23 protein-coding genes are annotated in these 11,040 nt (G+C 55.6%); all 23 read right to left on the minus strand.

Annotated elements, in window-relative coordinates:
• Positions 1 to 7: 7 nt before the first annotated feature.
• Positions 8 to 1,336 (minus strand): preprotein translocase subunit SecY, encoded by a 1,329-nt coding sequence (gene secY / locus ACZ3GY_RS23185; RefSeq protein ID WP_042552933.1) that lies wholly within the window; start codon positions 1,334 to 1,336, stop codon positions 8 to 10.
• Positions 1,337 to 1,771 (minus strand): 50S ribosomal protein L15, encoded by a 435-nt coding sequence (gene rplO, locus ACZ3GY_RS23190; protein WP_013789770.1) that lies wholly within the window; start codon positions 1,769 to 1,771, stop codon positions 1,337 to 1,339. It abuts the gene before it with no gap.
• 3 nt (positions 1,772 to 1,774) lie between these two features.
• Positions 1,775 to 1,954: a 50S ribosomal protein L30 gene (rpmD, locus tag ACZ3GY_RS23195; RefSeq protein WP_013789769.1), complete on the minus strand. Its 180-nt coding sequence runs from the start codon at positions 1,952 to 1,954 to the stop codon at positions 1,775 to 1,777.
• Positions 1,955 to 1,956: 2 nt separating this feature from the next.
• Complete coding sequence (gene rpsE, locus ACZ3GY_RS23200) at positions 1,957 to 2,457, minus strand: 30S ribosomal protein S5 (RefSeq protein WP_225838194.1); 501 nt, start codon at positions 2,455 to 2,457, stop codon at positions 1,957 to 1,959.
• A 3-nt stretch (positions 2,458 to 2,460) separates the two neighbouring features.
• Positions 2,461 to 2,811, minus strand: a complete 351-nt coding sequence (gene rplR / locus ACZ3GY_RS23205; RefSeq protein ID WP_225838192.1) for a 50S ribosomal protein L18 — start codon at positions 2,809 to 2,811, stop codon at positions 2,461 to 2,463.
• 11 nt (positions 2,812 to 2,822) lie between these two features.
• Positions 2,823 to 3,356, minus strand: coding sequence for a 50S ribosomal protein L6 (rplF, locus tag ACZ3GY_RS23210; protein WP_463562374.1), 534 nt, complete (start codon positions 3,354 to 3,356; stop codon positions 2,823 to 2,825).
• A 12-nt stretch (positions 3,357 to 3,368) separates the two neighbouring features.
• On the minus strand, positions 3,369 to 3,761 hold the full coding sequence (rpsH, locus tag ACZ3GY_RS23215; protein WP_463562375.1) for a 30S ribosomal protein S8: 393 nt from the start codon (positions 3,759 to 3,761) through the stop codon (positions 3,369 to 3,371).
• A 184-nt stretch (positions 3,762 to 3,945) separates the two neighbouring features.
• A complete protein-coding gene (gene rpsN / locus ACZ3GY_RS23220; RefSeq protein WP_225838190.1) occupies positions 3,946 to 4,251 on the minus strand; it encodes a 30S ribosomal protein S14 in 306 nt (101 codons plus the stop codon).
• Positions 4,252 to 4,264: 13 nt separating this feature from the next.
• Positions 4,265 to 4,804 (minus strand): 50S ribosomal protein L5, encoded by a 540-nt coding sequence (gene rplE, locus ACZ3GY_RS23225; protein ID WP_090243100.1) that lies wholly within the window; start codon positions 4,802 to 4,804, stop codon positions 4,265 to 4,267.
• Between the two features lie 19 nt (positions 4,805 to 4,823).
• Entirely contained in the window at positions 4,824 to 5,138 is a 315-nt protein-coding gene (rplX, locus tag ACZ3GY_RS23230; RefSeq protein WP_225838188.1) for a 50S ribosomal protein L24, read from the minus strand.
• Positions 5,139 to 5,149: 11 nt separating this feature from the next.
• Positions 5,150 to 5,518, minus strand: a complete 369-nt coding sequence (gene rplN, locus ACZ3GY_RS23235; protein WP_002555479.1) for a 50S ribosomal protein L14 — start codon at positions 5,516 to 5,518, stop codon at positions 5,150 to 5,152.
• A gap of 23 nt (positions 5,519 to 5,541) precedes the next feature.
• Positions 5,542 to 5,808, minus strand: coding sequence for a 30S ribosomal protein S17 (gene rpsQ / locus ACZ3GY_RS23240; protein ID WP_131182239.1), 267 nt, complete (start codon positions 5,806 to 5,808; stop codon positions 5,542 to 5,544).
• 2 nt (positions 5,809 to 5,810) lie between these two features.
• Positions 5,811 to 6,002 carry a 50S ribosomal protein L29 gene (gene rpmC, locus ACZ3GY_RS23245; RefSeq protein WP_002555481.1) on the minus strand — a complete coding sequence of 64 codons (192 nt, stop codon included), beginning with the start codon at positions 6,000 to 6,002 and terminating at the stop codon, positions 5,811 to 5,813.
• On the minus strand, positions 6,002 to 6,415 hold the full coding sequence (rplP, locus tag ACZ3GY_RS23250; RefSeq protein ID WP_090255798.1) for a 50S ribosomal protein L16: 414 nt from the start codon (positions 6,413 to 6,415) through the stop codon (positions 6,002 to 6,004). The genes rpmC and rplP overlap by 1 nt, the downstream gene beginning before the upstream one ends.
• Before the next feature lie 12 nt (positions 6,416 to 6,427).
• A complete protein-coding gene (gene rpsC, locus ACZ3GY_RS23255; RefSeq protein WP_463562376.1) occupies positions 6,428 to 7,114 on the minus strand; it encodes a 30S ribosomal protein S3 in 687 nt (228 codons plus the stop codon).
• 13 nt (positions 7,115 to 7,127) lie between these two features.
• Complete coding sequence (gene rplV, locus ACZ3GY_RS23260) at positions 7,128 to 7,460, minus strand: 50S ribosomal protein L22 (protein WP_003210077.1); 333 nt, start codon at positions 7,458 to 7,460, stop codon at positions 7,128 to 7,130.
• Positions 7,461 to 7,471: 11 nt separating this feature from the next.
• On the minus strand, positions 7,472 to 7,747 hold the full coding sequence (rpsS, locus tag ACZ3GY_RS23265; protein WP_225838186.1) for a 30S ribosomal protein S19: 276 nt from the start codon (positions 7,745 to 7,747) through the stop codon (positions 7,472 to 7,474).
• Positions 7,748 to 7,763: 16 nt separating this feature from the next.
• Entirely contained in the window at positions 7,764 to 8,588 is an 825-nt protein-coding gene (rplB, locus tag ACZ3GY_RS23270; RefSeq protein WP_042552941.1) for a 50S ribosomal protein L2, read from the minus strand.
• Between the two features lie 14 nt (positions 8,589 to 8,602).
• Positions 8,603 to 8,905 (minus strand): 50S ribosomal protein L23, encoded by a 303-nt coding sequence (rplW, locus tag ACZ3GY_RS23275; protein ID WP_013789759.1) that lies wholly within the window; start codon positions 8,903 to 8,905, stop codon positions 8,603 to 8,605.
• Positions 8,902 to 9,504, minus strand: coding sequence for a 50S ribosomal protein L4 (gene rplD, locus ACZ3GY_RS23280; protein WP_463562377.1), 603 nt, complete (start codon positions 9,502 to 9,504; stop codon positions 8,902 to 8,904). The genes rplW and rplD overlap by 4 nt, the downstream gene beginning before the upstream one ends.
• Positions 9,505 to 9,516: 12 nt before the next feature.
• The gene (gene rplC / locus ACZ3GY_RS23285) at positions 9,517 to 10,152 is read right to left on the minus strand and encodes a 50S ribosomal protein L3 (RefSeq protein ID WP_463562378.1); all 636 of its coding nucleotides are present in this window, start codon (positions 10,150 to 10,152) and stop codon (positions 9,517 to 9,519) included.
• A gap of 82 nt (positions 10,153 to 10,234) precedes the next feature.
• The gene (rpsJ, locus tag ACZ3GY_RS23290) at positions 10,235 to 10,546 is read right to left on the minus strand and encodes a 30S ribosomal protein S10 (RefSeq protein WP_010486970.1); all 312 of its coding nucleotides are present in this window, start codon (positions 10,544 to 10,546) and stop codon (positions 10,235 to 10,237) included.
• A gap of 141 nt (positions 10,547 to 10,687) precedes the next feature.
• A partial coding sequence (locus ACZ3GY_RS23295; RefSeq protein ID WP_465912130.1) for an EF-Tu C-terminal domain-related protein occupies positions 10,688 to 11,040 on the minus strand: 353 nt, incomplete at its 5' end.

Genomic DNA, 11,040 nt, shown 5'->3' on the forward strand with positions numbered 1-11,040 from the left:
GGACACTTCAGCGGAGCATGCCGCTGCCGTAGCCCTTCAGGTTGGCTTTCTTCATCAGGGATTCGTACTGGTGCGAAACGAGGTGCGATTGTACTTGCGACATGAAGTCCATCACAACCACTACCACGATCAGCAACGAGGTCCCGCCAAGGTAGAACGGTACGTTGGCCGCCACCACCAGGAACTGGGGCAACAAGCATACGGCCGTCATGTACAGAGCACCGAACATGGTCAAGCGAGTCAGAACGCCATCGATATAGCGTGCAGACTGCTCACCGGGACGGATACCCGGAATAAAGGCACCGGACTTCTTCAGGTTTTCCGCTACGTCTTTCGGGTTGAACATCAGCGCTGTGTAGAAGAAGCAGAAAAAAACGATCCCTGCACTAAACAGCAAAATGTTCAACGGCTGACCAGGAGCGATAGCCTGCGAAATATCCTGCAGCCAGCCCATACCTTCGGACTGACCAAACCAGGCACCCAGCGAGGCCGGGAACAACAGAAGGCTGCTAGCGAAAATGGCCGGGATTACGCCCGCCATGTTCACCTTCAACGGCAGGTGGCTGGTCTGCGCCGCGAAGACCTTGCGGCCCTGCTGACGCTTGGCGTAGTGCACAGCTATACGACGCTGGCCACGCTCAATGAACACCACAAAACCGATAATCGCTACTGCCAACAAACCGATGGCGATGAGGGCGAAGATATTGATATCGCCCTGCCGAGCAGACTCGAAAGACTGCCCAATCGCCGACGGCAGACCGGCTACGATGCCCGCAAAAATCAGCATCGAAATACCGTTGCCAACACCGCGCTCGGTGATTTGTTCGCCCAACCACATCATGAACATCGCACCCGCCACAAACGTGGTGACTGCAACGAAGTGGAAGCCGAAATCGACCGAAAACGCTACACCCTGACTCGCCAGACCAACGGACATGCCGATAGCTTGGACGAAAGCCAGGATCAAGGTGCCGTAGCGGGTGTATTGACTGATCTTGCGACGACCAGCCTCACCTTCCTTCTTCAACTGTTCCAGCTGCGGACTGACGGCGGTCATCAACTGCATGATGATCGATGCCGAGATGTACGGCATGATCCCCAATGCAAAGATGCTCATCCGTTCCAGCGCGCCGCCGGAAAACATGTTGAACAAGCTAAGAATGGTCCCCTCATTCTGTCGAAACAGATCAGCCAGACGATCAGGGTTTATGCCTGGAACTGGGATATGCGCACCGATTCGATAGACGATGATCGCCATGAACAGAAAGCGCAGACGAGCCCAGAGCTCGGACAACCCGCCACCAGCCAGCGCAGAGAGAGCACCTTGCTTAGCCATTTATTCCTCGAACTTACCGCCAGCTGCTTCGATAGCCGCGCGCGCACCTTTGGTGGCGGCGATACCTTTAAGGGTGACCGCACGAGTAATCTCACCGGACAGCATGACTTTCACACGCTGTACGTTTTGATTAATCAGATTGGCATCCTTCAGCGCTTGCAGAGTAACTACGTCGCCTTCGATCTTGTTCAGCTCGGAAGTACGCACTTCTGCGCGATCCATAGCTTTCAGAGACACGAAACCGAACTTAGGAAGACGACGGTGCAGAGGCTGCTGGCCGCCTTCGAAACCCGGAGCAATAGTGCCACCGGAGCGGGAGGTTTGACCCTTGTGGCCACGGCCACCAGTCTTACCCAAGCCACTACCGATACCACGGCCCGGACGGTGCTTCTCGCGACGGGAACCCGGCGCTGGACTCAAATCGTTCAGGTACATGGATCAACCCTCCACACGGAGAAGGTAATAAGCCTTGTTAATCATGCCGCGATTTTCTGGGGTATCCAGAACTTCGACGGTGTGATTGATGCGACGCAGGCCAAGACCCTTGACGCAGGCTTTATGGTTGGCCAAACGGCCATTGGTGCTCTTGATCAGAGTCACTTTGACGGTATTAGCCATGATTAGAGAATCTCCCCGACACTCTTGCCACGCTTGGCTGCAACCGAATCCGGAGACTGCATAGCCTTCAGACCTTTGAAAGTGGCATGAACCACGTTCACAGGGTTGGTAGAGCCGTAGCACTTGGCCAGAACGTTCTGCACACCGGCGACTTCCAGGACGGCACGCATTGCGCCACCAGCGATGATGCCGGTACCTTCGGAAGCAGGCTGCATGTACACCTTCGAAGCGCCATGGGCGGACTTCATTGCGTACTGCAGGGTGGTGCCGTTCAGATCGACTTGAATCATGTTGCGACGAGCAGCTTCCATAGCTTTCTGGATAGCAGCCGGCACTTCACGAGATTTGCCACGGCCGAAACCTACACGACCCTTACCATCACCTACCACGGTCAACGCGGTGAAAGTGAAGATACGGCCGCCTTTAACGGTCTTGGCAACGCGGTTCACTTGAACCAGCTTCTCGATATAGCCTTCGTCGCGCTTTTGGTCGTTATTTGCCATAACTTAGAACTCCAGCCCGCCTTCACGAGCAGCATCAGCCAGCGCTTTGACGCGGCCGTGGTACTTGAAGCCAGAACGGTCGAATGCAACCTGAGTCACACCTGCGGCTTTCGCACGCTCAGCAACCAGCTCACCAACTTTCTTGGCCGCGTCAACGTTGCCAGTGGCTTCGTCACGCAGTGCTTTGTCCAAGGTAGAGGCGCTGGCCAGAACCTTGCTGCCGTCGGCCGAGATGACCTGGGCATAGATGTGCTGCGAAGAGCGGTACACGCAGAGACGCACGGCTTCGAGCTCGTGCATTTTCAGGCGTGCTTTGCGAGCGCGACGCAGACGAGTAACTTTTTTGTCGGTCATTTCCTAGCCCCTTACTTCTTCTTGGCTTCTTTACGGCGGACGACTTCGTCAGCGTAACGAACACCTTTGCCCTTGTAAGGCTCAGGACGACGGAAATCACGAATCTCCGCAGCAACCTGACCAACCAGCTGCTTGTCGACACCCTTGATGAGGATCTCGGTCTGGTTCGGGGTTTCGGCCACAACGCCTTCCGGCAGTTGATAGTCGATAGGGTGAGAGAAGCCCAACGCCAGATTGAGTACCTGGCCCTTGGCCTGTGCCTTGTAACCAACACCCACCAGCTGGAGCTTGCGCTCGAAGCCTTGGCTTACGCCGATGACCATGTTGTTAACCAATGCACGGGTAGTACCAGCCATCGCACGAGTCTGCTGATCACCATTGCGAGCAGCGAAACGCAGCTCACCGGATTCTTGCAGAACTTCAACGGACGAGTGAACGTTCAGTTCCAGAGCGCCCTTGGCACCCTTCACCGAAAGCTGTTGGCCGGCGAGTTTGATCTCTACACCAGCTGGCAGCTTGACGGGGTTTTTAGCAACGCGAGACATGCTTATCCCCCCTTAGAACACAGTGCAAAGCACTTCGCCGCCGACACCGGCAGCGCGCGCAGCGCGGTCCGTCATCACACCTTTGTTGGTGGAGACGATGGAAACACCGAGACCGCCACGAACTTTCGGCAGATCATCGACGGATTTGTACTGGCGAAGGCCAGGACGGCTGACGCGCTTCACTTCTTCGATAACCGGACGGCCTTCGAAGTACTTAAGCTCGATGGACAGCTGCGGCTTTGCTTCGCCGCTGATCTGATAACCCGCAACATAACCTTCGTCTTTGAGAACTTTGGCTACGGCCACCTTCAGGGTAGAAGAAGGCATGCTTACGACGGACTTTTCAGCCATCTGGGCATTACGGATACGAGTTAGCATGTCCGCTAACGGGTCCTGCATACTCATGGGCTAGACGCTCCTGATACAAAAAGAATTAGCCTCTCGGCTAAGAATCACCAGAACTCACGGAAATCCGGACTCAGGCGAGCCGGGCATTCTAGAGACTGATCAAAAATGAATCAAGCCCCAAAAGGGGCTTGATTCATTTTGCTTGTCCGCCGGAGCTAACTCCGGCGGTTTCCGCAGCGGCTTACCAGCTGGCTTTAACCAGACCTGGCACGTCGCCACGCATGGCTGCTTCACGCAGCTTGATGCGCGACAGACCGAACTTACGGAAGACACCGTGCGGGCGGCCAGTGATACGGCAGCGGTTGCGCAGGCGCGAAGCGCTGGCATCACGGGGTTGCTTCTGCAGGGCGACCTGAGCTTCCCAACGCGCTTCCGGAGAGGCCTCCGGATTGACGATGGTAGCTTTCAGCTCGGCACGCTTTTTGGCGTACTTGGCGACCGTGAGCTGACGCTTCAGCTCGCGGTTTTTCATGCTCGTCTTGGCCATGTTCCTACTCCAATCAGTTACGGAACGGGAATTTGAAAGCACGCAGCAGAGCGCGGCCTTCATCATCCGAACGGGCGGTAGTGGTCAGAGTGATGTCCAGACCACGCAGCGCATCGATCTTGTCGTAATCGATTTCCGGGAAAATGATCTGCTCTTTCACGCCCATGCTGTAGTTACCACGACCATCGAAGGACTTGGCATTCAGGCCGCGGAAGTCACGCACGCGCGGCAGGGAGATAGACAGCAGACGATCCAGGAACTCGTACATACGCTCGCGACGCAGAGTAACCTTGACGCCAATCGGCCAGCCTTCACGAACCTTGAAACCAGCGATCGACTTACGGGCATAAGTCACGATGACTTTCTGACCGGTAATCTTCTCGAGGTCGGCAACTGCGTGCTCGATGATTTTCTTATCACCGATCGCTTCGCCCAAGCCCATATTCAGGGTGATCTTGGTGATGCGCGGAACTTCCATCACGTTACCCAGCTTCAGTTCTTCCTTCAGCTTGGGCGCGATTTCCTTCCGGTAAATCTCTTTTAGTCGTGCCATGGTGTTTTACCTATGATTCTCAAGCGCCAACCGGCTTCTGGGTGGACTTGAAGACACGAATTTTCTTGCCGTCTTCAACTTTGAAACCAACGCGATCAGCCTTGTTGGTTTCGCCGTTGAAAATGGCAACGTTGGAAGCACTCAGCGGCGCCTCTTTCTCGACGATACCGCCTTGAACGCCCGACATCGGGTTCGGCTTGGTATGACGCTTCACCAGGTTGATACCACCGACGACCAAACGGTCGTCAGCGAGAACCTTGAGCACCTTACCGCGCTTACCTTTGTCTTTGCCGGCGATCACGATGATCTCGTCGTCACGACGAATCTTTTGCATGTCGGATCTCCTTAAAGCACTTCAGGGGCGAGCGAGACGATCTTCATGAACTTCTCAGTACGAAGTTCACGGGTCACTGGCCCGAAGATACGGGTACCAATCGGCTCTTGCTTGTTGTTCAGAAGAACAGCAGCGTTGCCGTCGAAGCGGATGATCGAACCGTCGGCACGGCGAACGCCGTGACGGGTGCGAACCACAACCGCGGTCATGACCTGACCTTTCTTCACTTTGCCGCGCGGAATTGCTTCCTTGACGGTGACCTTGATGATGTCGCCGATGCCAGCGTAGCGGCGATGCGAGCCACCCAGCACCTTGATGCACATGACGCGGCGTGCACCACTGTTGTCGGCCACATCGAGCATGGATTGAGTCTGAATCATATAATTTCTCCGACCCCTAGTCCTTAGACTTCCACTGCGCGTTCGAGAACTTCAACCAGAGCCCAAGACTTGGTCTTGGCCAGCGGACGTGTTTCGGTAATCGAAACTTTGTCGCCGATCTTGCACTGATTGCTTTCGTCGTGCGCGTGCAGCTTGGTCGAACGCTTGACATATTTACCGTAGATCGGGTGCTTAACGCGACGCTCGATCAGTACGGTGATGGTCTTGTCCATCTTGTCGCTGACAACACGGCCAGTCAGCGTACGGACTGTTTTTTCGGCTTCAGCCATGATTACTTACCTGCCTGCTGGTTGAGCACAGTCTTCACACGAGCGATGTCGCGCTTAACTTGCGAGAGCAGGTGAGACTGCCCCAACTGGCCAGTTGCTTTCTGCATACGCAGATTGAACTGGTCGCGCAGCAGGCCGAGCAGCTGCTCGTTCAACTGCTGTGCTGATTTTTCACGAAGTTCATTCGCCTTCATCACATCACCGTCCGCTTAACAAAAGTGGTGGCGAGCGGCAGCTTTGCAGCAGCCAGGGCGAAAGCCTCACGCGCCAACTCTTCAGAAACGCCTTCGATCTCGTACAGGACTTTACCTGGCTGGATCTGGGCTACCCAATACTCGACGCTACCCTTGCCTTTACCCATCCGCACTTCGAGAGGCTTCTTGGAAATTGGCTTGTCAGGGAACACGCGAATCCAGATTTTCCCGCCACGCTTAACGTGACGAGTCAGAGCACGACGAGCGGACTCGATCTGACGGGCGGTGAGACGACCGCGGGCAACAGACTTCAGCGCAAACTCGCCGAAGCTGACTTTGCTACCGCGCTGTGCCAGACCACGGTTGTGGCCTGTCATCTGCTTGCGGAACTTCGTACGCTTTGGTTGCAACATGTGGCGTACCCCTTACTTAGCAGCTTTTTTACGAGGCGCAGGTGCTTGCGGTTTCAGTTCTTCATGGCGGCCACCAATGACCTCACCCTTGAAGATCCAAACCTTGACACCGATCACACCGTAGGTGGTGTGCGCTTCGTACGTGGCATAGTCGATATCGGCACGCAGGGTGTGCAACGGCACACGACCTTCGCGATACCATTCGGTACGTGCGATTTCCGCACCGCCGAGACGACCGCTCACCTGGATTTTGATGCCCTTGGCACCAATACGCATGGCGTTCTGTACCGCGCGCTTCATAGCACGACGGAACATCACACGACGCTCCAGCTGCTGAGCAACGCTCTGCGCAACCAACATACCGTCGAGTTCCGGTTTACGGATCTCTTCGATATTGATGTGCACAGGCACGCCCATTTGCTTGGTCAGGTCCTGACGCAGCTTCTCAACATCTTCACCTTTCTTGCCGATCACGATGCCGGGACGAGCGGTGTGGATGGTGATGCGTGCGGTTTGAGCCGGACGAGCGATCTCGACACGGCTTACGGACGCGCTTTTTAGTTTGTCGAGGAGGTATTCACGCACCTTCAGATCAGCGAACAGATAGTCCGCATAAGTCCGGCCGTCTGCATACCAGACGGAGGTGTGTTCCTTGACGATTCCCAGGCGTATGCCAGTGGGATGTACTTTCTGACCCATCTGAACGACTCCGTTACTTGTCGGCAACCTTGACAGTGATATGGCAAGACCGCTTGACGATGCGATCAGCGCGGCCTTTGGCACGCGGCATGATGCGCTTAAGCGAACGCCCCTCGTTGACGAAAACGGTGCTGACCTTCAGGTCATCAACGTCTGCGCCTTCGTTGTGCTCGGCGTTGGCTACTGCCGACTCCAGCACTTTCTTGATGATTTCCGCGGCTTTCTTACTGCTAAAAGCCAGCAGGTTGAGCGCTTCGCCCACCTTCTTCCCGCGGATCTGGTCGGCGACCAAGCGGGCTTTCTGGGCGGAGATGCGAGCGCCCGACAACTTAGCGGCTACTTCCATTTCCCTACCCCTTAACGCTTGGCTTTCTTGTCAGCCACGTGCCCACGATAGGTACGAGTGCCGGCAAATTCGCCCAGTTTGTGGCCGACCATGTCTTCGTTCACAAGAACTGGGACGTGTAGGCGACCGTTATGCACGGCGATGGTCAAACCGACCATTTGCGGCAGAATCATCGAACGACGCGACCAGGTTTTAACCGGCTTGCGATCATTCTTTTCTGCTGCCACTTCGACCTTCTTCAGTAGGTGAAGATCGATGAAAGGACCTTTTTTCAGAGAACGTGGCACTGTCGTATCCCTCTAGTTACTTGCGACGACGGACGATCATGTTGTCGGTGCGTTTGTTACCACGAGTCTTCGCGCCCTTAGTCGGGAAGCCCCATGGAGACACCGGATGACGACCACCAGAGGTACGACCTTCACCACCACCGTGTGGGTGGTCGACCGGGTTCATGGCAACACCACGAACGGTCGGGCGAACGCCACGCCAGCGTTTGGCACCAGCTTTACCCAGCGAACGCAGGCTGTGCTCGGAGTTCGAGACTTCACCCAGGGTCGCGCGGCATTCAGCCAGCACTTTACGCATTTCACCACTGCGCAGACGCAGGGTGACGTAGACGCCTTCACGAGCGATCAGCTGAGCCGAAGCACCAGCGGAACGAGCGATTTGAGCACCTTTGCCCGGCTTCAGTTCGATACCGTGAACGGTCGAACCAACCGGAATGTTACGCAGCGGCAGGCTGTTACCGGCCTTGATCGGCGCCATCGAACCTGCGACCAGCTGATCGCCGGCGCTCACACCTTTCGGTGCGATGATGTAACGACGCTCACCATCTGCATATTTCAGCAGAGCGATGTGCGCGGTACGGTTCGGGTCATATTCAACGCGTTCGACAGTGGCAGGGATGCCATCTTTGTCGTTGCGACGGAAATCGACCAGACGATAGTGCTGCTTGTGACCACCACCGATATGACGGGTAGTGATACGGCCGTTGTTGTTACGACCGCCAGTCTTCGACTTCTTCTCGAGCAGTGGAGCATGAGGAGCGCCTTTATGCAGCTCCTGATTGACCACCTTGACCACAAAACGGCGGCCCGGGGAAGTCGGTTTGCATTTAACGATTGCCATGATGCACCCCTTCCTTACTCAGCACTGCTGGTGGCGAAATCGAGATCCTGGCCTGGCTGAAGGGAGATGATCGCCTTCTTCCAGTCGTTACGCTTGCCCAGACCGCGAGCGGTACGCTTGCTCTTACCCAGAACGTTCTGAGTAGTGACATGCTGAACCTTCACGCTGAACAGGCTTTCGACGGCCTTCTTGATTTCCAGCTTGGTTGCGTCAGTTGCAACCTTGAAAACGAACTGGCTTTTCTTGTCTGCCAGAGTCGTGGCCTTCTCGGAGATGTGCGGGCCAAGCAGCACTTTGAATACGCGTTCCTGGTTCATCCCAGCAGCTCCTCGAATTTCTTCACGGCAGAAACGGTGATCAGCACCTTTTCATACGCGATCAGACTGACCGGATCGGAACCCTGCACGTCACGAACATCGACATGCGGCAGGTTGCGAGCAGCCAGGTACAGATTTTGATCGACAGCGTCAGACACGATCAGAACGTCAGTCAGACCCATGTCGTTCAGCTTGCCCAGCAGCTCTTTGGTTTTCGGAGCTTCGACAGCGAAGTCTTCAACCACTACCAGACGGTCGCTACGGACCAGCTCAGCAAGAATCGAACGGATCGCAGCGCGATACATCTTCTTGTTCAGCTTCTGATCATGGTTCTGCGGACGAGCTGCGAAGGTCACACCACCGCCACGCCAGATCGGACCACGAGTGGTACCAGCACGCGCACGGCCAGTACCCTTCTGACGCCACGGGCGCTTACCGCCACCGGAAACGTCGGAACGAGTCTTCTGCTGCTTGCTGCCCTGACGGCCGCCAGCCATGTAGGCTACGACAGCTTGGTGAACCAGGGTCTCGTTGTAGTCGCCACCGAAAGTCGCATCAGAGACTTCGATCGCTTGAGCGCCATTTACATTTAATTGCATGTCAGCTTCCCCTTAACCGCGAGCCTTGGCAGCCGGACGTACAACCAAGTTGCCGCCAGTAGCGCCAGGAACGGCACCCTTGACCAGCAGCAGGTTGCGTTCAGCATCCACGCGCACTACTTCCAGGGACTGCACAGTCACGCGCTCAGCACCCATGTGACCGGACATTTTCTTGCCCTTGAAGACACGACCGGGAGTCTGGCACTGGCCAATCGAACCCGGAACGCGGTGGGACACGGAGTTACCGTGAGTATTGTCCTGGCCGCGGAAATTCCAACGCTTGATGGTACCGGCAAAGCCTTTACCTTTGGACTGACCAGTCACATCGACCAGTTGACCAGCTTGGAATATTTCAGCGTTGATCAGATCACCAGCCTGGTAGTCGCCTTCTTCAAGACGGAATTCCAGAACAGTGCGACCTGCCGCGACGTTCGCCTTGGCGAAGTGACCTGCCTGAGCAGCGGTAACGCGAGAAGCACGACGCTCACCGACAGTGACTTGCACTGCACGATAGCCATCGGATTCTTCAGTTTTGAACTGGGTGACGCGATTCGGCTCGATCTCAATGACCGTAACCGGAATGGAGACACCTTCTTCGGTGAAAATACGGGTCATACCCGCCTTTCGACCGACTACACCAATAGTCATGTTGTAACCTCATGAGTGTACGGGGCTTTCACCCGCTATGGCCGCCCATTTCAGAGCGTTACACGACTAAAACCGACAGGTTTTAGCCGAGGCTGATCTGCACTTCCACGCCAGCCGCAAGATCGAGCTTCATCAGCGCATCAACGGTTTTATCCGTTGGCTGGACAATGTCCAGTACGCGCTTGTGAGTACGGATTTCGAACTGATCGCGCGCGTCTTTGTTGACGTGCGGCGAAGTCAGAACGGTAAACCGCTCTTTGCGAGTTGGCAGAGGAATCGGACCACGCACCTGAGCACCAGTACGTTTCGCGGTTTCCACGATTTCCTGGGTTGATTGATCGATCAGGCGATGGTCAAAAGCCTTCAACCGTATACGGATTTGTTGGTTTTGCATTTTGACCTCAGATTCCAAGCTGCTATTCCCAACGGACGCAATACGCCCGTTAAAAGGAGGCGTGATTCTATAGACGCCCCTAGCAGGTGTCAACCCAATAAAAAAGCCCCCGCAAGCGGGGGCTTTTTCTTAAATCATCACTTACGCGATGATTTTGGCTACGACGCCAGCGCCGACGGTACGACCGCCTTCACGAATGGCGAAACGCAGACCTTCTTCCATTGCGATGGTTTTGATCAGAGTGACAGTCATCTGGATGTTGTCACCTGGCATTACCATTTCAACGCCTTCCGGCAGCTCACAGTTACCAGTCACGTCAGTAGTACGGAAGTAGAACTGAGGACGGTAGCCTTTGAAGAACGGAGTATGACGGCCGCCTTCTTCTTTGCTCAACACGTACACTTCTGCAGTGAAGGTAGTGTGCGGCTTGACAGAACCCGGCTTGACCAGAACCTGACCACGCTCTACGTCGTCACGCTTGGTGCCGCGCAGCA

Source organism: Pseudomonas sp. PME37.24/006, assembly GCF_055556635.1.

What these genes read in the sequence shown, in the direction of transcription:
- secY (WP_042552933.1), bottom strand. Translation starts at nt 1,336, where the DNA reads ATGGCTAAGCAAGGTGCTCTCTCTGCGCTGGCTGGTGGCGGGTTGTCC.
- rplO (WP_013789770.1), bottom strand. Translation starts at nt 1,771, where the DNA reads ATGTACCTGAACGATTTGAGTCCAGCGCCGGGTTCCCGTCGCGAGAAG.
- rpmD (WP_013789769.1), bottom strand. Translation starts at nt 1,954, where the DNA reads ATGGCTAATACCGTCAAAGTGACTCTGATCAAGAGCACCAATGGCCGT.
- rpsE (WP_225838194.1), bottom strand. Translation starts at nt 2,457, where the DNA reads ATGGCAAATAACGACCAAAAGCGCGACGAAGGCTATATCGAGAAGCTG.
- rplR (WP_225838192.1), bottom strand. Translation starts at nt 2,811, where the DNA reads ATGACCGACAAAAAAGTTACTCGTCTGCGTCGCGCTCGCAAAGCACGC.
- rplF (WP_463562374.1), bottom strand. Translation starts at nt 3,356, where the DNA reads ATGTCTCGCGTTGCTAAAAACCCCGTCAAGCTGCCAGCTGGTGTAGAG.
- rpsH (WP_463562375.1), bottom strand. Translation starts at nt 3,761, where the DNA reads ATGAGTATGCAGGACCCGTTAGCGGACATGCTAACTCGTATCCGTAAT.
- rpsN (WP_225838190.1), bottom strand. Translation starts at nt 4,251, where the DNA reads ATGGCCAAGACGAGCATGAAAAACCGCGAGCTGAAGCGTCAGCTCACG.
- rplE (WP_090243100.1), bottom strand. Translation starts at nt 4,804, where the DNA reads ATGGCACGACTAAAAGAGATTTACCGGAAGGAAATCGCGCCCAAGCTG.
- rplX (WP_225838188.1), bottom strand. Translation starts at nt 5,138, where the DNA reads ATGCAAAAGATTCGTCGTGACGACGAGATCATCGTGATCGCCGGCAAA.
- rplN (WP_002555479.1), bottom strand. Translation starts at nt 5,518, where the DNA reads ATGATTCAGACTCAATCCATGCTCGATGTGGCCGACAACAGTGGTGCA.
- rpsQ (WP_131182239.1), bottom strand. Translation starts at nt 5,808, where the DNA reads ATGGCTGAAGCCGAAAAAACAGTCCGTACGCTGACTGGCCGTGTTGTC.
- rpmC (WP_002555481.1), bottom strand. Translation starts at nt 6,002, where the DNA reads ATGAAGGCGAATGAACTTCGTGAAAAATCAGCACAGCAGTTGAACGAG.
- rplP (WP_090255798.1), bottom strand. Translation starts at nt 6,415, where the DNA reads ATGTTGCAACCAAAGCGTACGAAGTTCCGCAAGCAGATGACAGGCCAC.
- rpsC (WP_463562376.1), bottom strand. Translation starts at nt 7,114, where the DNA reads ATGGGTCAGAAAGTACATCCCACTGGCATACGCCTGGGAATCGTCAAG.
- rplV (WP_003210077.1), bottom strand. Translation starts at nt 7,460, where the DNA reads ATGGAAGTAGCCGCTAAGTTGTCGGGCGCTCGCATCTCCGCCCAGAAA.
- rplB (WP_042552941.1), bottom strand. Translation starts at nt 8,588, where the DNA reads ATGGCAATCGTTAAATGCAAACCGACTTCCCCGGGCCGCCGTTTTGTG.
- rplW (WP_013789759.1), bottom strand. Translation starts at nt 8,905, where the DNA reads ATGAACCAGGAACGCGTATTCAAAGTGCTGCTTGGCCCGCACATCTCC.
- rplD (WP_463562377.1), bottom strand. Translation starts at nt 9,504, where the DNA reads ATGCAATTAAATGTAAATGGCGCTCAAGCGATCGAAGTCTCTGATGCG.
- rplC (WP_463562378.1), bottom strand. Translation starts at nt 10,152, where the DNA reads ATGACTATTGGTGTAGTCGGTCGAAAGGCGGGTATGACCCGTATTTTC.
- rpsJ (WP_010486970.1), bottom strand. Translation starts at nt 10,546, where the DNA reads ATGCAAAACCAACAAATCCGTATACGGTTGAAGGCTTTTGACCATCGC.